This window comes from Ensifer sp. Root142 (assembly GCF_001426785.1).
Classification (GTDB): Bacteria; Pseudomonadota; Alphaproteobacteria; order Rhizobiales; family Rhizobiaceae; genus Ensifer; species Ensifer canadensis.
Map to the genome: position 1 here is coordinate 471,398 of NZ_LMFK01000012.1, position 20,920 is coordinate 492,317.

Genomic DNA, 20,920 nt, shown 5'->3' on the forward strand with positions numbered 1-20,920 from the left:
GCGTCCTGAACCGGCCGGTGATCCGGCCGTTATGGCGCCCAGTATATTTGCAGCGGCGAGGCCGCACGGCGCAGCATGGTGCGGATCGGCATCTCGGCTTCGTCGCCGGGACCTTCCGCCTTGGCAAGCACCACCTTCTTGCCCTCGCCTTCGATGTGCAGGACCAGCAGCCTGGCATCGTGAAGGCTGGAGAAGGTAAAGGTCAGGCGCGGTTCGCCAGCACCTTCGGCTTCCATGGTGATCACGCCGCGCGGCGTCGTCGCGTCGATCGCCCTTGAAAGTTGCGTGCCGCCCGGGAAGAACGACGCGGTATGGCCATCCGTTCCCATGCCGAGCACGACGACGTCGAAGGGCGTGCCGATCTTTGCCGTCGCCTTGCTGGAGAGCCCGGCCGCATCTTCTGCCGAAGCGGCGGCGTGGTAAAGCGGTAGGAAATGCGCTTTCGCCGCAGGGCCTTGCAGCAAATTGGCCGTGACCAACGCGTGGTTGGAGCGATCGCTCTCCGGTGGAACGAAGCGTTCGTCCACCAGCGTGACCGTCACCTTGTCCCAGGCGATATCCTTCCTGGCGAGCGCCTGGAAGAATGCCTTGGGCGTCGAGCCGCCGGAAACGGCGATGCTTGCTGTGCCACGGGTGGCAATGCCGGTGGCAAGTGCGGCGCTGACGGCGTCCGCCAAGCCCTCTGCCAGGGCGGCGCCATTGTCGAATGTGTGAAGCGTCGTGCTCATTGCCTTACCTATATCGCATCGTGCCAGGTGCGGCCGTCACGCTCGATGAGTGCGATCGACTGGCTCGGACCCCAGGTGCCGGCGGTGTAGCCCTGCACCTGCTGTCCGGTCTCTTCCCAGGCTTTCAGGATCGGATCGACCCACTTCCATGCGGCCTCGACCTCGTCGCGGCGTACGAACAGCGTCTGGTTGTTGCGCACGACGTCGAACAGCAGCCGCTCGTAGGCGTCGGCATTGCGCACGTCGAAAGCCTCGGCGAAGCTCATGTCGAGCGAAACGTTGCGAAGGCGCATGCCGCCTGGACCGGGGTCCTTGATCATCAGCGACTGTTTGACGCCTTCGTTCGGCTGCAGGCGGATGACGAGCTGGTTGGCGGAAATGCGACCGGCACTGTTGTCGAAGATCGAGTGCGGGATCTGCTTGAAGGTAATAACGATTTCCGACATGCGGCCAGCAAGCCGCTTGCCGGTGCGGATGTAGAACGGCACGCCGGCCCAGCGCCAGTTGCTGACTTCGGCCTTGATCGCTACGAAGGTCTCTGTGTTCGAAACGCCACCTTCGAGCTCTTCCAGGTAGCCCTTGACCGGGCCGCCGGCAGAGGCGCCCGCGCGGTACTGGCCGCGCACCGTCACCTGCTCGACATTGGATGCATTGACCGGCTTCAGCGCGCGCAGAACTTTAAGCTTTTCATCGCGCACGGCTTCCGCGTCCATTGAGGTCGGGGCTTCCATTGCGACAAAGCAGACGAGCTGCAGGATGTGGTTCTGCACCATGTCGCGCAGCGCACCGGCCTTGTCGTAGTAGCCGGCCCGGTTTTCGAGGCCTACGGCTTCCGAAACGGTGATCTGCACGTGGTCGATATGGGCGGAGTTCCACAGCGGCTCGTAGAGCGCATTGGCGAAACGCAGCGCCATCAGGTTCTGCACCGTCTCCTTGCCGAGATAGTGGTCGATGCGGAAGATCTGCTCTTCGCGGAAGACCTTGCCGATCGTGTCGTTGAGCTCGGTCGCCGACGCCAGATCGCGGCCGATCGGCTTTTCGACGACGATGCGGGTGGTCTTGGTGATCAGCTTGTGATCGCGGATCTTCTCGGAAATATCGCCGAAGATCGCCGGTCCGACGGCGAGATAGAAGGCGCGGATACGGTCTTTGCCTTCTTCCAGGATCTTCTTCAGCGTATCCCAGCCCTGGTCGGACTTGGCATCGACGGAAACGTAAAAGAGGCGGGCGGTAAACTTCGCCACTTCCTCTTCATTGTATTCCGCCGGCCTCAGGTGTTCCTTCAGCGCATCGGCGGCGAACTTGCGATATTCTTCATGCGTCAACGCGGCGCGCGAGGCGCCGATGATGCGGGTCGGCTCGGTAATCTGGCCTTCCATCTGGCGGTGATAGAGCGCTGGCAGCAGCTTGCGCTCCGCGAGATCGCCGGTGCCGCCGAACACGACATAATCAAATGGTTCGACGGGAATGATCTGGCTGCTCATGGGATAATCTCGATCTTGTTCAGGTCAGGGACACATATAATCTAATCGATTTAAACGCGCTAGGGTGCGACGCAATAAAATGCTGTCGCACACGCTTTCTCATGCATGTCGCCCGAAAATATGCCGCGGTTTCGGGGCGACGACATGCACGGAAACAAAGATCTAATGCACATAGTGTGACACCATCCTGACACAACGTGCCTTAGAGCCTGTCGCGCAGCGCATACCAGCTGAGCGCCAGGAACAGAAGCGCCGATCGGAAGCGTGTTCCGCCCGGAAAAGCCGGTATTTTCAAGGCTTTCAACAGGTCGAGTTCCGTCGGTTTGCCCAGCACAAGGTCAGCGTAGAGCTTGCCACAATAGTTGGAAAGCATGACCCCGTGGCCGGAATAGCCGCCGATCGAGGTGACGCCCGGCATCACCTCGCGACAGAAGGGCGTCCGCGGCAAGGTGATGCCAACGGAACCGCCCCAGGCGTGGGTGATCTCGACATTGCCGAGTTCCGGATAGATCTCGCTGATCTGCCGGCGGATATGGGTGGAAATGTCGCGCGGATTGTCGGCGGTGTAGGCTTCGCGCCCGCCGAATAGCAGCCGCCCGTCTTTCGATTTGCGGAAGTAGCGCACGACAAAGCGCGAATCGTCGACCGATTCACCGCCGGGAAGCACGTTGGGGTGAGCGGAAAGAACTTCGGTCGCGCCGATGAAGGAGCGGATGGGCATCACATGGCTGGCGCTGACCGGCTCGAGATTGCCGATATAGGCATTGCACGCGACAAGCACCCGCTCAGTGGTGATCGTGCCGCGATCGGTAGTGATGACAACAGCCGTTCCCTTGCGCTCGATCTTCTGCGCCTTGGTCTGCTCGAACAGATTGGCGCCGGCAAGGGCCGCCTGCTTCGCCAGTCCGAGCAGCAGCTTCATCGGATGGATATGTCCGGTGCCGACATCGCGGATGCCGAAGTGATAGCGAGACGATCCGAGCCGGCTCGCCGTCTCCTCCCGTTCCATGAACGAGAGATGCGGATAGCCGAAGCGGGTCGCCATCGCCTCGACGTGGTCGCGATAATCCTTCTCCAGGCTCTTCTTGTGGCCGACGGAGAGCTGCCCCGGCATGAACTCGATATCGATGTCGTGTTGGCTGGCGAAGTCGAGCACGTGCCGCTTGGCGTTCTCTGCCATATCGAACAGCAGTTGTGCCCGTTCCTGGCCAAGCGTTTCCTCGGTCTCGTCGGCCCAGGCGCGCTGGCCGGTGCCGAACTGGCCACCGTTGCGCCCCGACGCGCCGTCGCCGAAGCGGCAGGCGTCGATGAGCGTGACATCGACGCCTTGCCGAGCAAGGTTGTAGGCCGCCTGAAGCCCGGTATAGCCGCCGCCGATAATGGCGACATCCGCCTTCCTCGATCCCGGCATCTGCGGATATTCGGGTCGATCGGGAACGGTTGCCTCATACCAGGAGAAACCGGGCGAGATCGGGCTTTGCCAGGGCATTGGACTGCCTTTCAGGTCAGACGTTCAGCAGCAGGAACTCGCGTTCCCACGGGCTGATAACCTGCATAAAGGTTTCGAACTCGCCACGTTTCACGCCGGCATAGATGGCGATGAATTCGGGGCTCAGCACCTCGGCAAGCGACGGCGCCGACTCGAGCAGGGCGACGGCCTCGAGCAGCCCGCGCGGCAGATCGATTTCGCCTTCGTTGGCCGTGTCTTCCGTCGGTGCCGTCGGATCGCGGCCTTCGATGATGCCGAGATAGCCGCAGGCAAGCGAGGCGGCGAGCGCCAGATAGGGGTTGGCATCCGAACTCGGCAGCCGGTTCTCGATCCGCCGGGCAACCGGTTCGGAAACCGGAATGCGGAACGCGGTCGTGCGGTTGTCGTAGCCCCAAGCCGTATTCACCGGCGCCGACATATCGGGCGTCAGCCGGCGGAAGGAGTTCACGTAGGGCGCCATCATCACCAACGTGCGCGGCACATAGTGTTGCATGCCGCCGATGAAGTTGAAGAACTCCTTGGAGGCAGAGCCGTCCGGATTGGAGAACAGATTGCGGCCGGTGTTGATCTCGATCACCGACTGGTGGATGTGCATGGCCGAACCCGGCTGACCCTGCATCGGCTTGGCCATGAAGGTCGCGTAGATGCCGTGCTTCAGCGCCGCCTCGCGGATGGTGCGCTTGAACAGGAACACCTGGTCGGCAAGCTCGATCGGATCGCCGTGACGAAGGTTGATTTCGAGCTGCGCTGGTCCCTCCTCGTGGATCAGCGTGTCAATCTCCAGACCCTGCTTCTCGGAGAAGTGATAGATGTCGTCAATCAGCTCGTCGAATTCGTTGATGCCGGCGATCGAATAGCCCTGGCCGCCAAGGATCGACCGGCCGGAGCGGCCCTTCGGCGGATGCAGCGGATAGTCGGGATCGTCATTGGTGGCGACGAGGTAGAACTCGATTTCGGGCGCAACGACCGGCTTCCAGCCCTTCTGGCGATAGAGGTCGACCACGCGCTTCAAGACGTTGCGCGGCGTGTAGCTGATCTGTTCGCCTTCGGAGCCGACGATGTCGCAGATCACCTGCGCCGTTGGGTCGGTTTCCCAGGGGACGACCGAAAGCGTCGAAAGATCAGGGACGAGCTTGATGTCGCTGTCGCGCGAATCGTAGCGGAATTGTCCGGTCTCGTCAGGATATTCGCCTGAGATCGTGTGGCGGTAGACGGCGGAAGGCAGTGCAAGCGAGGTGTTGGAGGTGAACTTGGAGGTGGGCATCATCTTGCCGCGGGGAACGCCGGCAAGGTCGGGCGTGATGCATTCGATGTCTTCGATCCCGCGGATCTTCAGCCAATCCGTTGCTTCCTTCCAGGTCTTGACGCCTCGGAGGGAATGCAGGGCGGCGGGTATTTTCGAGGTTTTGCTGATTTTCGTTGTTTGTTGGGCAGCACTTCTCTTGGAGGGCATAAATCACCGGTTTTGGCTTCGGATAGCGCATCATAACCAGAGATTGGCAATTGGCTAGAGCGTGACGATTGACTTTCCCCGCCGTGACCGGAATGGAATGCGCAAAGAGCTCAAAGGTGTTTCGTGGCTGAGAAGAAGGATGTGGTGATCATTGGCGCCGGTGCGGCCGGCATGATGTGCGCCATCGAGGCCGGCAAGCGCGGCCGGCGGGTGCTGGTCATCGACCATGCAAAGGCGCCGGGCGAGAAGATCCGCATCTCCGGCGGCGGCCGCTGCAACTTCACCAACATCCATGCCGGGCCGAAGAACTTCCTCTCGGCCAATCCGCATTTCTGCAAATCGGCGCTCGCGCGCTACGGCGCGCGAGACTTCCTGGCGCTGGTCGAAAAACACGGCATCGCCTGGCACGAGAAGACTTTGGGGCAATTGTTCTGCGATCATTCGGCCAAGGACATCATCAGGATGTTGCTCGCCGAGATGCGCGATGCGGCCGCCGAGCTTCGGCTTGAGACGACGGTCGCGAGTGTCGAGCGCCATGGTGCCGGCTTCCGGGTGATGACCGGCGACGGACCGGTCGATGCCCAGTCGCTGGTGGTGGCCAGCGGCGGCAAGTCGATCCCGAAAATGGGCGCAACGGGGCTTGCCTATAAAATCGCAGAGCAGTTCGGATTGGCCCTGGTCGAAACCCGTCCCGGGCTTGTGCCGCTGACGCTCGATCCGGTGCAGCTTGAGACGATCGGCGAACTAGCCGGCGTCGCCGCCGACGCCGAGGCGCGCTCCGGTAAGACGGCGTTTCGCGAGGCGGTGCTGATCACCCATCGCGGCCTCAGTGGCCCGGCGATCCTGCAGATATCGTCCTACTGGCGCGAGGGGCAGGACATCGTTCTGAGCTTGATGCCCGATATCGACATCGCCTCGATCCTAAAAGGTTTGCGCCGCACCAATGGCAAGCAGGCCGTCCAGACGGCGCTCGGCGATATTCTGCCACGCCGGCTTGCGCAATTCTTTGCCGATGGCGCCAAGCTGACGGGACGGCAGCTCGCCGACCTCTCGGACAAGACCATCGATGCGCTATCGGCATCGATCCAGGCTTGGGCGATCAAGCCCGCCGGTTCCGAAGGCTATCGCACTGCCGAGGTGACGCTCGGCGGCGTCGACACCAATGGTCTCGATTCAAAGACGATGCAGGCGAAGGCTGTTCCCGGTCTCTATTTCGTCGGCGAATGCGTCGACGTGACCGGCTGGCTCGGCGGCTACAATTTCCAATGGGCCTGGGCATCGGGCTTCGCAGCCGGCCAGGACGTCTGATCCCTGGTTTTGCGGCATTTGGCTTCAGCCATTGTTAACGGATATGCCGGAACCTCTTTGGTGTCGGCACAGCCGGCGGTTGGTCAGAAAGAACTGTTCCGCAAACGGAAATCACACTGTTTCCATTTTTAGGGCTTTTCTCTGCCACGGCATGGCTGCAATATGGTCTGGACTGGCAAGCCGGTTTATCCGGGCCGAACGTTGCCGGTCAGTGAGAAGGACAGGATGTCATGAACCAGCCACGCCGTCGTCCCCGCGCCATCGCGATCGCTCGCACCGACGAGAGCCGCGTCCAGAGAGTAGCGTTGACCCGCATTGCTCTGATCGCGTTCTTTGCCGTTGCTGCCCTCGCAACGCTGCCGGCTTATTGGCTCTGATGCTGCCAGCCGGCCGCTAACGGCCGGACCTCGAGCGCCTCATGAGCCCAACGCCTTCGGAAATTCGTTGGCGAGTGCTCCGCGCTTATACAATTTTTAATCGTTCAAAATGAATATTGCGACGAAGTGAGTTCCGTCAGGACTTCGCTACCGGGGAGGTGGCGCGGTCCCGCAATGATTGCTGACGGACTGGCGGTGTGCGCCGCATGATTTTTCCGAAAAACATCAGCCTGTTTGCGCATCGGGTGGCTCTCGATCGTTTCGTCCTTTTCGCGGTTACGCGGAAGGCGGGACATGTTTCGAGCCGCCGGGGGAGGCGAATGCGAGCTGCGAGCCAAGGTGTTTTCCATGTTCATCGATAGAATTCTTGCCCGTTTCAAGATCCAGACGAAGGTGCTGTTCTTCATTCTGCCCTTCGTCGTCAGCATCTGTGCCGTCGGCATTACCGGCCTTTATGCGTCCGGCCTGCTTCAGGGCCGGATGGAGATTTCGAACAGCGTCCTGCAGACGCTGAGCGGCTTCAAGGATGTCTATGCGGGGATGAACAACTTCCTGCACTCGACCACCGAGGAAACCCGCGACGCCGTGCAGGGCAAGATCACTGCGCAGAAGGAAATTCTCGCCGAGACCGCCGCACAGGTTGCCGGCCAGAGCGGCCAGGACGAGTTGACGGCCGCTATCGCCGCGACCGCCGACATCGAAGCCCGCATCGACGGGCTCTGGAAGCTGCATGTCGGCGAGCAGGAGATGCGCGCAACGATGACGGCGAACCTCGATGCTCTCTTGGTCGAACGCGCCAAGATCAACGACGAGTCGAACCGGCTGCAATATGCCGTGCGCAAGAACGAGAATGCCGCCAAGACCATGCTGCGCGAAGCCGAAAAGCTGATGCGCGCCAGCCGCTTCTTCAACGAGTTCGGCACCGAAGTCAGCAAGGCGACGACGGTGGAGGATAAGCTCAAGGCCGTCAAGGAACGCTTCCCGATGATCGGCCGCACCGAGCGCGACATCTTCCGGCTGTTGCCGAAAGACGAGAAGTCGCTGACCGAGACGATCACCTCCGCATCGAGCGAGATCGGTGCGCTTTTGAAGGCGCCCGCCGGTCCTGAAACGCTTGCCGGTATCTCGAAGTATGTCGACCGTTTCCGCACCGCGAGCTTCCGTCTCGAAGCGGCTTCTGTCGGCAAGATGCGCGATGCCACCCGGATTTTCGCCGAACTCGATCAGCTTATCGTCAGCACCGAATCCGTTCTGACGGCCACGCGCCGGCTTTCGAGCTCGATCACCGACATCCAGATCTCCGCCGCAACCTTCATGGGGTCGACGACGGAAAGCAACCGCCAGAAGCTGCTCGACAAGTTCCTTGCAGTTCAGCAGAACATGGCAACGCTGCGCGGTGTTGCAAGCGAAGGTGCCTCCTTCGACGCCATTGCCGACACGCTGATGCCGATCATCACCGTAATGAAAAAGGACGCCGCGTCTCTGGTTGAAATCACCGTGAAGCGGACCGCCGATTTCGACGCCGCCGGCCAGTCGATCAACCAGATCTGGAGCGACCTGACCGGTTTTGCCGAACAGCAGAAGGTTGCCGCCGGCACCGAGCGCCAGGAAGCAAACCAGATCTCCGTGGCCGCGACTGTTGCAGGCGTCGTCATCGCCCTGCTTGCCGGCATCGCCCTGACGCTGACGCTGAAGAAGCCGATCGGTCAGATCACCGCCGCCATGCGTCGCCTGGCAGACGGCCGCCTCGATACCTCCATTGACGGCGACGCCCGTCAGGACGAGATCGGCGACATGGCCCGCGCCTTGGGCGTCTTCAAGGAAAACGCGCTTTCCAAGGTGCGCATCGAGGCAGAAAGCGAAGAACAGCGCGCCCGCGCCGAGATCGAGCGAAGCCGCAACGACGCCGAGAAGCGCGAGCTCGATCGCCAGATCGATCTTGCCGTCAGCGAACTCGCCGCCGGCCTCGGCCGTCTGGCGCAGGGCGACCTGTCGCGCCAGATCGACATTCCGTTCCATGGCCGCCTCGAACAGCTGCGCACGGACTTCAACGGCTCGCTGATCCGCCTGCAGGATACGCTGGCCCAGATCCGCGCCAATGCACAGGCGATCCAGCAGAGCGGCTCGGACATGCATCATGCCGCTGACTCGCTGTCGAAGCGGACGGAGGCCCAGGCAGCCTCGCTCGAAGAGACGGCCGCTGCGGTCGACCAGATCACCGTGACGGTCCGCTCGTCGGCGGAGCGCGCGAACGAGGCTAACGTCGCCGTCACGCAGACGAAGAAGAGCGCCGACAGCTCGGCAACCGTCGTCACCAATGCGATCGCCGCCATGGGCCGCATCGAAGAGGCCTCACGCCAGATCGAGCAGATCATCGAGGTGATCGACGACATTGCGTTCCAGACCAACCTCTTGGCGCTGAATGCCGGCATCGAGGCGGCACGTGCCGGCGAAGCCGGCAAGGGCTTCGCGGTGGTGGCACAGGAGGTTCGCGAACTGGCGCAACGCTCAGCCGAAGCTGCCCGCGAGATCAAGGGCCTCATCAACAAGTCGACCAACGAGGTCAATTCCGGTTCGCACCTGGTCAAGGAGACCGGCGCGGTGCTGGCCTCGATCAGCGCCCAGATCGTTACTGTCAGCCAGCATGTCGAAATGATCGCGACCGCCAGCCGTGACCAGGCGGTGGCGCTCAACGAGGTCAACGGATCGGTCAACCAGATGGACCAGATGACCCAGCAGAACGCCTCGATGGTCGAAGAGGCAACGGCAACGAGCCTGGCGCTCTCCAACCAGGCCGACACGCTGATGATGCTGGTCGAGCAGTTCCGGCTCGAGCCGGAAGCCGCCGATATCCACGCTTACCGCGCCGCCTGATTGGCCAAGGCCACAGCGGCTTCGTCCTCAGCATCGCGCCGCGCGACCCACCGGTTGCGCGGCGCAAGTCGTTTGTAGGCTATTCTTGCCGGCTTGTATCTCTTGATGCGCCGCAAACGCAGCGATGCAGCGGCGAAACATCCGCCTCACCAACCCCGGCGGCTTGGGGTCGAAATGTTCGTCCCAGCGGCGGCTTTTCATCGTCATATCGGCCAGATAGGCCATTGCCAGTATTTCCATGGTGATGCTCCTCATTGGATGGCATCCCCTCTTCTATGCAGCAAAGGCTATTTTACATACACAAGATATCGGCCTATGTTTTTCACCGATGAAAGACATGGATTGGGACATTTATCGCTGCTTCATGAGTGTCGCGCGCACCGGCGGACTGACGGGCGCCGCGCAGGCGCTGGGCTCCAGCCCGGCGACCTTGGGCCGGCGCATGCTCGAGATCGAGGAACGCACCGGCCGCACGCTGTTCGTGCGCAGCCAGACCGGCTACCAGCTGACCGGCGACGGGCAGGTTCTGTTCGAGCAGCTCGAGGAGATGGAGGCGGCGGCCCGCCGCGTCGAGAGCTGGCGACGGGAGGGCGAGGGGGCGGTCGTTCGCATCACCGCCGGAACCTGGGTGTCCTGGCTGCTTGCCGAAAATTTCCCGGCGCTCTGCACCGAGCGCGATGGCTTCAGCCTTGCGATCACCATAGGCGAGACCCGCGCCAACCTTGCCTATCGCGAGAGCGATATCGGCATCCGCGCTTTCGAGCCGGAAGAGGGCTATCTGGCAGCCCGCCCGGTGGGAGAAGTTGCCTATGCCGTCTACCGGCAGAAGAATGCAACGCCGGCGGTAAACGGCCGATGGGTCGCCGTCGGCGACGAGGATGCAATCTCGTCCTATCTGCGTTGGCCGCATGAGAACGCGACGGGACGTATCGTAGCGACCGTAACGCGCCCTCGTTCGTTGCTCGATCTCGCCCGGGCGGGAGCCGGTTGTGCCGTGCTGCCCTGTTTCGTCGGCGACCTCGACCCTCTGCTGGAGCGGGCGGGCGAGGAGATCCCTGCGCTTATGCATCGGCAATGGATCGTGATGAACAACGAGGACCGCCATCGCACGGAAATCCGCACGGTCGTCGATCGCATGACAAAATTACTGAAAAGCCACGCCGACATCTTCGCCGGCAAACGACCCCGCCGCAGCTGAAGCGGTCAGCGCATCAAGAGGCTGACGAGTGCCGCCTGCGAGTTCACCTGGGTCTTGGAATAGATGCTCTTCAGCTGGGTGCGGATCGTTTCGTAGCTGACGCTGTTCGCCAGGGCGATTTCCCTTAACGACAGTCCTGCAGCGAGGCCGGAGGCGATTCTGATTTCGGCGGGAGTCAATCCGTAGATGTCCTCCAAGTGCCTGCTCCGCACTTCCGGAAGCAGCGACGTGGTCGGTTCAATGACGACAGCAACGGTTGGGCCGCTAAGGAGTTCGGTGAAGGCATCGGAATTCAACTTCAAGAGCGTGATGCGATATGCCGTCCCACCGGCGCCCTTGACAATGGAGACATGTGGGCGCGTATCCGTGCAGCCACGCAATGTCAGCGCTTCCAGCGCTGCGCTTGTCTGCGGACAGCTTAACGTCAAGCGCCCGCCTGTAGCGATACGAATTGGCGCGCCTGTCGCCGATATGCGTTGCGCGTGTTCATTCATGGAGCGGACACGGAGATTCTCGCCGACATACATCAGGCCAACGCCGATCGAATCGAGCAAAGATTGCCCTTGCTGGCGCTCGACCGTCATCACATCGCGCTTCCGGACAAACTCGAACGCGCGTTTGAGATGCGGTGCAAGGCTCGTATATTGATCGGCGGCGTGATGGTTGAACTCTGCGTCGGTTGATGTCGTACATGTCGATAGAATGAATGTGCGTGTCGCATCTCTTATGATCGTCACGCCGACGCTGGTCTCGCATCCGGTTTGTCGCTTTAGCCAGTCGTTGTAGAATTCGGATTTGACCAGATCTTCCCGCGAAACGATATGCTCGCCACATAGGCCCCGGCCGACGGGTACCAGAACGGTTCTCGGGATCCACGGGTTCACTGCGGCGAAATGGTTGTTGAATTGATCGAGGTCGTCGGCCGTAAATCCGGAGACATAGGGGACATGCGACGCGGGTGCCGCGAGGTCATGATAGTGGAGCGCGGACTTACCGTTTGGCACAGTGCCCGCCAACCGGCTCAGAAAATCCTCCCAGCTGCATTCGCCGAACGCAGCGCCATAGATCAGATCGATCAGTTCTTCCGTATTCGCCGTTCCTGTCCGGAACATGCGTGCCCCCGCTCGCACTAGACCGAGTTAGTATAGGCAGGAGCCTCGGCAATAAGCAACTTGAAATGGTATATCTGCTTGCAAGACCGGCGTGAAACGCGGCAGGCCGGCGTTGCTGCCGGCCGTTTTCGCGTCAGGGTTGTCGGTCTGTGGGGTGCTAAACGGGGCGGCGGACGGTCGCGGTTGCCGTCTGTGGTTTGGGTATGCTCGACCAAGCCGCCAGAAGCAGCAAGGCTGCGGCCGTCAGCACCGTCATCACGCGCGTCCCTGAGTGACGATAACAGGGATCAACAGGTCGCCCCAGTTGCCTTCGCCGCCATGATGGCGGGCCGAACGTACCAGCTCGACCGATACGCCGGCGTCGACGGCTTTCATGACGGCCTGGTTAAGGCGGTGCAGGTCGTTGGCGACCATGCGGATCGCCGCCTGCTGATCCGGGGTCATGGCCGAAGACTGTTCCTCGGCCCTTTCCTTGACGCGTGTCTGAACTGTCATTGGAGTTCTCCTTGGTGTCAGCGGTTTCTCGTCGATTGCATGGGGAGCGCGGCGGGCAGGGATTGCCACGCTCCCCGGTCCTTCACTCTGCGGCCGGGCGGAACTGGTCGTGCTCGGTCGATTCCTTCATGGCTGTCGTCGATGACTGGCCGCCGGTGATGGCCAGCGACACGGCGTCGAAATAGCCGGTGCCGACTTCGCGCTGGTGCTTGGTCGCGGTGTAGCCATTGACCTCGGCGGCGAACTCCGCCTCCTGAAGCTCCGAATAGGCCGCCATCTGCCGGGCCTTGTAGCCGCGCGCCAACTCGAACATGCCGAAGTTCAGCTGGTGGAAGCCGGCAAGCGTGATGAACTGGAACTTGTAGCCCATCGCACCGAGTTCCCGCTGGAACTTGGCGATCGTCGCGTCGTCGAGGTTTTTCTTCCAGTTGAACGACGGCGAGCAGTTGTAGGCGAGCAGCTTGCCCGGATGCGCCTTGTGCACGCCCTCGGCAAACTTGCGGGCCTGCTCCAGGTCCGGCTTGGAGGTTTCGCACCAGATCAGGTCGCAATGCGGCGCATAGGCGATGGCGCGCGCGATGCACGGCTCGATGCCGTTCTTCACCTGGTAGAAGCCTTCGACCGTGCGTCCGGCGTCATAATCGACGAAGGGGCGATCGCGTTCGTCGATATCCGACGTCAACAGCTTGGCCGCTTCCGCATCGGTGCGGGCGATGACGAGCGTCGGCGTACCCATGACGTCGGCTGCAAGCCGTGCCGCGTTGAGATTGCGGATATGCGCGGCCGTCGGGATCAGGACCTTGCCGCCGAGATGGCCGCACTTCTTTTCGGACGCCAGCTGGTCCTCGTAGTGAACGCCCGCAGCTCCGGCCTCGATGAAGGCCTTCATGATCTCGAAGGCATTGAGCGGGCCGCCGAAACCGGCTTCGGCGTCGGCAACGATCGGTGCGAACCAGGTGTCGACCGATAGCCCCTTGCCTTCCGAGGTCTCGATCTGGTCGGCGCGCTGGAGCGTGCGGTTGATGCGCTTTGCCAGCTCCGGAGCGGCATTTGCCGGATAGAGCGATTGGTCCGGATACATCGCTGATGCGGTGTTGGCGTCGGCCGCGACCTGCCAGCCGGAGAGGTAGATTGCTTTCAGGCCGGCGCGAACCATCTGCATGGCCTGATTGCCCGAGAGCGCGCCGAGCGCGTTGACGAAGTCCTCTTCGTGAATGAGCTTCCACAAGCGGTTGGCACCCATTTCGGCCAGGGAGTAACGGATCTCGACCGAACCACGCAGCCGCTTCACGGTTTCAGCGGTGTAGGGGCGTTCGATGCCATCAAAGCGGCCTTGCTGGGCACTGGGAACAAGCTTGTAAAAATCAGTCATCATTTCCTCCTGCTGGAACTCATCCACCATTCGACTTTTGTCGTATGGCTTTCCTCGTCTCTAGTTGATGTGACAGTTTTTACATTGCGCTGCGCAATAGGGCTATGGAAATCGAAGTTCATGGCCTTTCAAAAGGGTTATCTTGTCTTGCCTTTGACAGGCGTGCACGGTAAATTTGTAAATTATGTAAATGTGTGGTCGTCGTCAGAGTTGTAAAGGTAGTGACAAATGGCTGAGAACAAGATCTTTGCCGGTCCTCGTGTCCGGCGGATCCGCAACGGGCTCTCGCTGACGCAGACGGCGATGGCCGAAGCGCTTGGCATCTCGCCGTCCTACCTCAACCTGATCGAGCGCAATCAGCGTCCGCTGACCGTCCAGCTGCTTCTGAAACTCGCATCGGTCTACAAGGTCGACCTCGAGGAACTGCAGGGTGAAACTGGCGGTGGACTGGCGCAATTGCGCGAGGTCTTTGCCGATCCGCTGCTGGCGGCGGAACTGCCGGGGGATCAGGAATTGATCGAAGTTGCCGAAGCGGCGCCCAATGCCGCCGGCGGCGTCGTCAAGCTTTACCGCGCCTATCGCGAGCAGGCGGCGCGGCTAAAGGACCTTGCCGACCTCCTGGCGGGGCAGGGGCACATGGAGGCGCTGTCGGGCACCCGCCTACCGATGGACGAGGTGCGCGAGACGCTGGAGGCGAGACCCAATCATTTCGCCCGGATCGAAGAAATGGCGGAGGCCTTTCACGAGGCGCTTTCGCCGGGCGATGATCTGATCGGCGCACTGAAAGCCTGGCTGAAGAAGGAACACGGCCTGGTCGTGCGCAATCTGCCCGTTCATGCCATGCCCAATCTGCGTCGCCGCTTCGATCGCCATTCCATGCGGCTCTTCATCTCCGAGCGCCTATCGCCCTATGACCAGTTGCGCGAGATCGCCATGGAGGTTGCCTCGATTGCCTGTCACGAAGCGATCGTCCGGGAGTTGGAGACGCTGCGCCTGTCGACCGCCGAAGCGCGCCGCATCGGCCGCTTCGAACTCGCCCGCTATGCCGCCCACGCATTGATGATGCCCTATGCGGCATTTCATGCGGCAGCCGTCCGGGCGAGATACGATATCGACGTGCTCAGGGCGCGTTTCCAAGTGTCGTTCGAGCAGGTCGCCAACCGGCTGACCATGCTGCAGCGGCCCGGCGCGACCGGCGTTCCGTTTTTCCTGATGGAGATCGACAATGCCGGGCATCGGCTCCGTCGTTCCGGCGCATCGGGTTTCCCGCAAGCGAGGTTCGGCGGCGGCTGTCCGAAGCTCAATATCCATGCCGCCTTCTCGGTGCCGGGGCAAATCCTGGTGGACCGCGTAGAGACAACAGAGGGACTGGCGTTCCTTACCGTGTCGCGCACGCTCGATGGTCCGCAGGCGGGCTTTGAAGAGCGGGTTCGCCGCACCGCGTTGCTGATCAGTTGTGAGGCCTCTTTTGCCGATGAGGTGGTCTATGGCACGCTACGCTCGCCCGCGGTTGCGATCGGGGCGGCCTGTCGGCTCTGCGAGCGGCAGGGCTGTCTTGCGCGCGCCGAGCCTCCGGTGACGCGCCCGCTTGGGCTCGACGAGATGGCAACAGGCCTCAGCGTCTTCGATTTTCAGTAGGCGCTGGGACTTTCAGTAGCTGACGGGGTGATGGCTCGGCAGCAGCGGCGCACTGGCGGCGAAGCATTCGGCCGGTAGTCCGGTCGTATAGCCGCGGGTAATGTGCGCCTTGTCCGCATAGGCTTTGTCGCGCATCAGGATCGCGTGCAGTTCGGGCAGGTTATAGAACGGCACGCCGGGATAGAGGTGGTGCTCCAGATGATAGTTGATGTGGTGCGGAGCAAAGAACAGTCTTTCCCAGGCATGCGGATAGACCGTGCGTGAACTCGTCAGCTCGTCGCTATAGTCCATGTTGCCGAAATGCTCCGCAACGCTGCGCACGTAAAGGAACAGGCAGAAGAAGGTGAAGAACGGCACGAGCCAGTAGAGCGCGAATTCGCGCCAGATGCCGAGAAGGCTGAAAATGGCGGCGGCAGCGATATAGAAGCAAAGGCGCAGCATCTTGTAGCTCCGCGTCGACCGGTCGTTCTTCGACATGCGCTTGGCCATGTGCACCATGTCGCGGATCGAGTTGACGGCGACGAGATAGCCGAGCAGTTGCATCACGCCACGCGCGATCTTCTGCGGAAAGGTGAACTGCGCCATGCCGAGCTTTGCCGTCCGGTCCGGGTCGTCGTCGGTGTTGGCATGCTGGTGGTGTGCCAGGTGGTTCTGCCGGTAGCCATCGACGGTCGCCAGCATCGGCCAGGCGAGCAACAGGTCGCTCATCCAGTCGCTGAGCTTGCGGTTCTTGATGATGCGGTAGTGCGCCGCCTCATGAACGAGACAACCGAACGCATGCATGCGACCGGCAATCACGATCACGGTCATGAGGTAGACGAGGATATTGCCGGTATATTCGCTGACGGCGATGGCGGTGGCGATGATCGCCCAGTCGACCGCGATCGCCGCAAGGGATTTCTGTGGCTCGAGTATCGAAAGGCGCTTCAACTCTCTCGGATCGATCCTGCGGTTCCGTCCACTCATGACACTACCCAGACGCTGATACACAACCGAGGGGAAAAATCGCATGCGCCTTATGGTTAATCAATCGTAAACGAACGCGTGTTCTGGCTGGTTGCCGCCATGGTTAACGTCGGCCGCTTGGTACCTGCCGATGGCGGGATCGCGCCCTTCGCCATAAGTGCCCGATTTTCCTTGGCTTGCGAAAACTGGGGTGGCTGAAGAGGTCCGCCTCTTTCCAGCACAAAACCGCTTGAGGTTGTCGAGAAACATGCCTAACCTCGCCCCGGAGCGATCCAGAATGGGCCTGGATCCGTGTCACGGGGCGGCCTTGTCCGAACCGATAATAACGAGGGAACTGCATGTCCAAATTCATCGTTACAACCATGGCGACGGTCATACTGGCCGGTTCGACCATGCTCGCTTCGGCGCAGGAGCGGGTGGTCAACGTCTATAACTGGTCGGATTATATCGACAGCAGCATTCTGGAAGACTTCACCAAGGAAACGGGCATCAAGGTCGTCTACGACGTCTTCGATTCCAACGAGATCCTCGAAACCAAATTGCTCGCAGGCGGCTCGGGCTACGACGTCGTCGTCCCGACGGCGACCTTCCTGCAGCGCCAGATCGCGGCCGGCGTGTTCCAGAAGCTCGACAAGTCCAAGCTCCCGAACCTCACCAATATGTGGGACGTGATCATGGAGCGTACGGCCAAGTACGATCCGGGCAACGAATACGCCATCGACTACATGTGGGGCACCACCGGCATCGGCTACAACGTCGACAAGATGAAGGAAATTCTCGGCACCGACGAGAAGCCCAACTGGGACGTCATCTTCAAGCCGGAACTAGCCGCCAAGTTCAAGGATTGCGGCATCCATGTTCTCGATTCCCCGACGGATGTGATGCCGTCGGCGCTCGCCTATCTCGGCCTCAATCCTGATAGCCACGAAGCGGCCGATCTTGAAAAGGCTGCCGAACTGCTTGCCAGCGTTCGTCCGAATATCCGCAAGTTTCACTCGTCGGAATACATCAACGCGCTTGCCAATGGCGATATCTGCCTCGCGGTCGGCTTTTCCGGCGATGTCTTTCAGGCCCGTGACCGCGCCGCCGAAGCCAAGGCTGGCGTAACCGTCGATTATGCGATCCCGTCGCAGGGCGCGCAGATGTGGTTCGACATGCTCGCCATTCCGGCGGACGCTCCGCATGTCGCCGAAGCGCATGAATTCCTCAACTACATGATGAAGCCGGAGGTCGTCGCCAAGGCGTCGAACTATGTCTTCTACGCCAACGGCAACAAGGCCTCGCAGCAGTTCCTGGACAAGGCGGTTCTCGAAGACACCGCCATCTACCCCACCGATGATGTGATGCAGAAACTGTTCACGGTCACGCCGTTCGAGGCGAAGGAGCAGCGGGTATTGACCCGGCTCTGGACAAAGGTCGTCACCGGCCAGTAAGAGCAAAACGAATTGCCCGGACCTCAAAATCCGGGCAATTTTCTTAAAGGGGGCACCGGGGAAAACGAGAGTGCCCATCGGCTGTATCATTCGGGGATAGATGATGAAGTCACTCGGCAGTATCAGGCGCTCTTTCGCCCCCTGGGCGGATCCCGCTTCCAAGCCATTCATTTCCGTCAAGAACGTCACCAAGAAGTTCGGCGATTTCACCGCCGTCGACGATCTTTCGCTCAACATCTACACGCGCGAGTTCTTTGCACTCTTGGGTGCGTCGGGCTGCGGAAAGTCGACGCTCCTGCGCATGCTGGCCGGTTTCGAGCAGCCGACCTCGGGGGAGATCATTCTCGACGGCCAGAACCTTGCCGGCATTCCGCCCTACCGGCGGCCCGTCAACATGATGTTCCAGTCCTACGCGCTGTTTCCGCATATGACCGTTGAGACCAACATCGCCTTCGGCCTGAAGCAGGACGGCATGCCCAAGGCCGACATCGCCGAGCGCGTCGGCCAGATGCTCAAGCTGGTGAAGCTCGAGAAGTTTGCCAAGCGCAAGCCGCACCAGCTTTCCGGCGGCCAGCGCCAACGTGTCGCGCTGGCACGCTCACTCGCCAAGCGCCCGAAGGTGCTGCTGCTCGACGAGCCGCTCGGCGCACTCGACAAGAAGCTGCGCGAGGAAACCCAGTTCGAACTGATGGACCTGCAGCAGGAACTCGGCCTTACCTTCGTCGTGGTCACGCACGACCAGGAGGAAGCGATGACGATGGCGGACCGCATCGCCGTCATGAGCCACGGCAAGGTCGCGCAGGTGGCAACGCCAGCGGAAATCTACGAGGCGCCCAATTCGCGCTTCGTCGCCGACTTCATCGGCGATGTGAACATCTTCGACGGAACAGCCACAACCGCGGAAAACGGCTACCTCAGCATTGAAACCGGCAACGGCTTTCCCATTCGCATGGCATCGCCGGAGAGGCCTGCCGCCGGCGCCAAGGCCGCGGTCGCCATTCGCCCGGAAAAGATCCGTGTCACCCGCCAGCCGCCGGCGCACGCGCCGGTCAACGCGGTCGAGGGTGAGATCTGGGACGTCGGCTATCTCGGCGACATGACCGTCTTCCATATCAGATTGAAGGATGGCAGGGTCGTGAAGGCGTCGTCCTTGAACGCGGTGCGCGCCGTGGAAGATCCCTTCGGCTACGACCAGCAGGTCTGGATCTCGTTCGGCGAAGACGCCGGCGTCGTCTTGAAGGATTGAAGCCATGGCGCGCGTTGCATCAGCCGTCTTCAGCCGCCTGGTCATCATCATCCCCTATGCCTGGCTACTGTTCTTCTTCCTGATTCCCTTCTTCATCGTCTTCCGTATCTCGTTGTCGCAGACGGCGGTGGCGATGCCACCCTATACGCCGGTCTTCGATCTCCTCGGTGGCCTTTCCGGCATTATGGAAAAGGCACGGGAGTTCTCGCTCGACAACTATGTCTGGCTGACCGAGGACGTTCTCTACTTCAACGCCTATGTGTCGAGTGTCATCATCGCCGGAATCTCGACGGTGCTGACGTTGATGATCGCCTATCCCGTCGCCTACGGGATGGCGAAGGCGCCGAAATCGATCCGCCCGACGCTGTTGATGTTGGTGATCCTGCCGTTTTGGACCAGCTTCCTGATCCGCGTTTACGCCTGGATCGCCATCCTGAAGCCGGAAGGACTGCTCAACCAGTTCCTGATGAGCATCAATGTCATCGACCAGCCGCTGATCATCCTCAACACCAACTGGGCGATCTATATCGGTATCGTCTATTCCTACCTGCCGTTCATGGTCCTGCCGATCTATTCGTCGCTGGAGAAGATGGACCACACGCTGACGGAAGCGGCGCTGGATCTCGGCTGCACGCCATTCTCCGCCTTCTGGCGCGTCACGTTCCCGCTGTCACTGGCCGGCGTCGTTGCCGGTTGCCTGCTCGTCTTCATTCCGGCTGTCGGCGAGTTCGTCATCCCCGATCTGCTCGGCGGATCGGAAACGCTGATGATCGGCAAGACGCTGTGGAACGAGTTCAACGCCAACCGCGACTGGCCGGTCTCTTCGGCGGTTGCCACGATCCTGCTTTTGATCCTGGTGATACCGATCGTGTTCTTCCAGAACGCGCAGGCCAAAGCCGACGGCGAGGGGAAGTAGGTCATGGGCAACTGGTCACGCTTCAACATTGCCTCGATCGTGCTCGGCTTCGGCTTTCTCTATCTGCCGATCGTGCTTTTGGTGATCTTCTCGTTCAACGAATCGAAGCTGGTCACGGTATGGGCCGGGTTTTCGACCAAATGGTACGCGCAGCTCTGGCACAATCAGGCGCTTCTCGACGCCGCCTGGGTCACCATCCGCGTGGCATTGATCTCGGCCACCTGCGCAACCGTGCTCGGGACCTTGGCGGCCCTCGCGCTGGTGCGCTACACGCGCTTTCGCGGCCGCATGCTGTTTTCCGGCATGGTCTATGCGCCGCTGGTCATGCCTGAGGTGATCACCGGCCTGTCGCTGCTGTTGCTGTTCGTTGCCATCGGGCTCGACCGTGGCTTCTGGACGATCACCCTTGCGCACATCACCTTCACCATGTGCTTCGTTGCCGTTGTCGTGCAGTCGCGGCTCCTGAGCTTCGACCAGTCGATCGAGGAGGCGGCGCTGGATCTGGGCGCGACCCCGGTCAGGACCTTCTTTGCGATCACTCTGCCGGTGATCGCGCCGGCCGTCTTTTCCGGCTGGGTGCTGGCCTTCACGCTGTCGCTCGACGATCTCGTGATCTCGAGCTTCACCACAGGCCCCGGTGCCACCACGCTGCCGATGAAGATCTACAGCCAGGTTCGTCTCGGGGTGACGCCTGAAATCAACGCGATCTGCACGATCCTGATCGGCATTGTCGCGATCGGTGTCGTCGTTGCCTCTGTTGTGACCAAACAGCGTGAAGCGCAACGCGAGAAGGACGAGCGCGCCGCTTTCGCGCAGTAGAGTTCAGCTCCG

General features: G+C 61.3%; 20 protein-coding genes. 9 read left to right on the forward strand and 11 right to left on the reverse strand.

The genetic code is table 11. The features are described from left to right. Positions 1-29 precede the first annotated feature (29 nt). From pgl to ASD52_RS14840, 4 genes are all read right to left on the reverse strand, one after another. Positions 30-728 carry a 6-phosphogluconolactonase gene (gene pgl / locus ASD52_RS14825; protein ID WP_025425968.1) on the reverse strand — a complete coding sequence of 233 codons (699 nt, stop codon included), beginning with the start codon at positions 726-728 and terminating at the stop codon, positions 30-32. Positions 729-736: 8 nt separating this feature from the next. Next, the gene (gene zwf, locus ASD52_RS14830) at positions 737-2,212 is read right to left on the reverse strand and encodes a glucose-6-phosphate dehydrogenase (protein ID WP_025425969.1); all 1,476 of its coding nucleotides are present in this window, start codon (positions 2,210-2,212) and stop codon (positions 737-739) included. A gap of 202 nt (positions 2,213-2,414) precedes the next feature. After that, positions 2,415-3,701 carry an FAD-binding oxidoreductase gene (locus ASD52_RS14835; protein ID WP_025425970.1) on the reverse strand — a complete coding sequence of 429 codons (1,287 nt, stop codon included), beginning with the start codon at positions 3,699-3,701 and terminating at the stop codon, positions 2,415-2,417. Positions 3,702-3,717: 16 nt separating this feature from the next. Then, on the reverse strand, positions 3,718-5,154 hold the full coding sequence (locus tag ASD52_RS14840; protein WP_025425971.1) for a glutamine synthetase family protein: 1,437 nt from the start codon (positions 5,152-5,154) through the stop codon (positions 3,718-3,720). Positions 5,155-5,277: 123 nt separating this feature from the next. Between ASD52_RS14840 and ASD52_RS14845 the strand changes: the two genes are divergently transcribed. Further along, positions 5,278-6,462, forward strand: coding sequence for an NAD(P)/FAD-dependent oxidoreductase (locus tag ASD52_RS14845; protein ID WP_057224764.1), 1,185 nt, complete (start codon positions 5,278-5,280; stop codon positions 6,460-6,462). A 230-nt stretch (positions 6,463-6,692) separates the two neighbouring features. Then, a complete protein-coding gene (locus tag ASD52_RS39330; RefSeq protein ID WP_164474899.1) occupies positions 6,693-6,839 on the forward strand; it encodes a hypothetical protein in 147 nt (48 codons plus the stop codon). A 104-nt stretch (positions 6,840-6,943) separates the two neighbouring features. Here the strand turns inward: ASD52_RS39330 and ASD52_RS39555 are convergent, their stop codons facing one another. Beyond that, the gene (locus tag ASD52_RS39555) at positions 6,944-7,195 is read right to left on the reverse strand and encodes a hypothetical protein (protein WP_146160867.1); all 252 of its coding nucleotides are present in this window, start codon (positions 7,193-7,195) and stop codon (positions 6,944-6,946) included. Between ASD52_RS39555 and ASD52_RS14850 the strand changes: the two genes are divergently transcribed. Continuing rightward, positions 7,188-9,713 carry a methyl-accepting chemotaxis protein gene (locus tag ASD52_RS14850; RefSeq protein WP_025425973.1) on the forward strand — a complete coding sequence of 842 codons (2,526 nt, stop codon included), beginning with the start codon at positions 7,188-7,190 and terminating at the stop codon, positions 9,711-9,713. The two genes, ASD52_RS39555 and ASD52_RS14850, sit on opposite strands and share 8 nt — an antisense overlap. Before the next feature lie 27 nt (positions 9,714-9,740). Here ASD52_RS14850 and ASD52_RS14855 read toward each other — a convergent pair whose 3' ends face one another. After that, complete coding sequence (locus ASD52_RS14855) at positions 9,741-9,953, reverse strand: hypothetical protein (protein WP_057211550.1); 213 nt, start codon at positions 9,951-9,953, stop codon at positions 9,741-9,743. 88 nt (positions 9,954-10,041) lie between these two features. On the opposite strand from ASD52_RS14855, the gene ASD52_RS14860 reads away from it, so the two are divergent. Next, positions 10,042-10,911, forward strand: coding sequence for a LysR family transcriptional regulator (locus ASD52_RS14860; protein WP_057211594.1), 870 nt, complete (start codon positions 10,042-10,044; stop codon positions 10,909-10,911). Positions 10,912-10,916: 5 nt separating this feature from the next. Here the strand turns inward: ASD52_RS14860 and ASD52_RS14865 are convergent, their stop codons facing one another. The 3 genes from ASD52_RS14865 to aceA form a co-directional block, all read right to left on the reverse strand. After that, positions 10,917-12,023: a helix-turn-helix transcriptional regulator gene (locus ASD52_RS14865; protein ID WP_025425976.1), complete on the reverse strand. Its 1,107-nt coding sequence runs from the start codon at positions 12,021-12,023 to the stop codon at positions 10,917-10,919. A gap of 255 nt (positions 12,024-12,278) precedes the next feature. Beyond that, positions 12,279-12,518: a hypothetical protein gene (locus ASD52_RS14870; protein ID WP_025425977.1), complete on the reverse strand. Its 240-nt coding sequence runs from the start codon at positions 12,516-12,518 to the stop codon at positions 12,279-12,281. A gap of 82 nt (positions 12,519-12,600) precedes the next feature. Continuing rightward, positions 12,601-13,890, reverse strand: a complete 1,290-nt coding sequence (gene aceA / locus ASD52_RS14875; RefSeq protein ID WP_025425978.1) for an isocitrate lyase — start codon at positions 13,888-13,890, stop codon at positions 12,601-12,603. A gap of 228 nt (positions 13,891-14,118) precedes the next feature. On the opposite strand from aceA, the gene ASD52_RS14880 reads away from it, so the two are divergent. After that, positions 14,119-15,528: an XRE family transcriptional regulator gene (locus tag ASD52_RS14880; protein ID WP_025425979.1), complete on the forward strand. Its 1,410-nt coding sequence runs from the start codon at positions 14,119-14,121 to the stop codon at positions 15,526-15,528. Between the two features lie 12 nt (positions 15,529-15,540). On the opposite strand, the gene ASD52_RS14885 is transcribed toward ASD52_RS14880, so the two are convergent. Further along, the gene (locus ASD52_RS14885) at positions 15,541-16,494 is read right to left on the reverse strand and encodes a fatty acid desaturase family protein (RefSeq protein ID WP_162254166.1); all 954 of its coding nucleotides are present in this window, start codon (positions 16,492-16,494) and stop codon (positions 15,541-15,543) included. 60 nt (positions 16,495-16,554) lie between these two features. Continuing rightward, positions 16,555-16,743 carry a hypothetical protein gene (locus ASD52_RS38405; protein ID WP_128090405.1) on the reverse strand — a complete coding sequence of 63 codons (189 nt, stop codon included), beginning with the start codon at positions 16,741-16,743 and terminating at the stop codon, positions 16,555-16,557. 89 nt (positions 16,744-16,832) lie between these two features. Between ASD52_RS38405 and ASD52_RS14890 the strand changes: the two genes are divergently transcribed. The 4 genes from ASD52_RS14890 to ASD52_RS14905 all read left to right on the forward strand — a co-directional run bounded on the left by ASD52_RS14890 (position 16,833) and on the right by ASD52_RS14905 (position 20,908). Next, on the forward strand, positions 16,833-17,927 hold the full coding sequence (locus ASD52_RS14890) for a polyamine ABC transporter substrate-binding protein (protein ID WP_025425981.1): 1,095 nt from the start codon (positions 16,833-16,835) through the stop codon (positions 17,925-17,927). A gap of 103 nt (positions 17,928-18,030) precedes the next feature. Further along, the gene (locus ASD52_RS14895) at positions 18,031-19,173 is read left to right on the forward strand and encodes an ABC transporter ATP-binding protein (RefSeq protein WP_025425982.1); all 1,143 of its coding nucleotides are present in this window, start codon (positions 18,031-18,033) and stop codon (positions 19,171-19,173) included. A gap of 4 nt (positions 19,174-19,177) precedes the next feature. Then, positions 19,178-20,089, forward strand: coding sequence for an ABC transporter permease subunit (locus ASD52_RS14900; protein ID WP_025425983.1), 912 nt, complete (start codon positions 19,178-19,180; stop codon positions 20,087-20,089). A 3-nt stretch (positions 20,090-20,092) separates the two neighbouring features. Then, positions 20,093-20,908: an ABC transporter permease subunit gene (locus tag ASD52_RS14905; protein WP_025425984.1), complete on the forward strand. Its 816-nt coding sequence runs from the start codon at positions 20,093-20,095 to the stop codon at positions 20,906-20,908. The last annotated feature ends 12 nt before the right edge of the window (positions 20,909-20,920 follow it).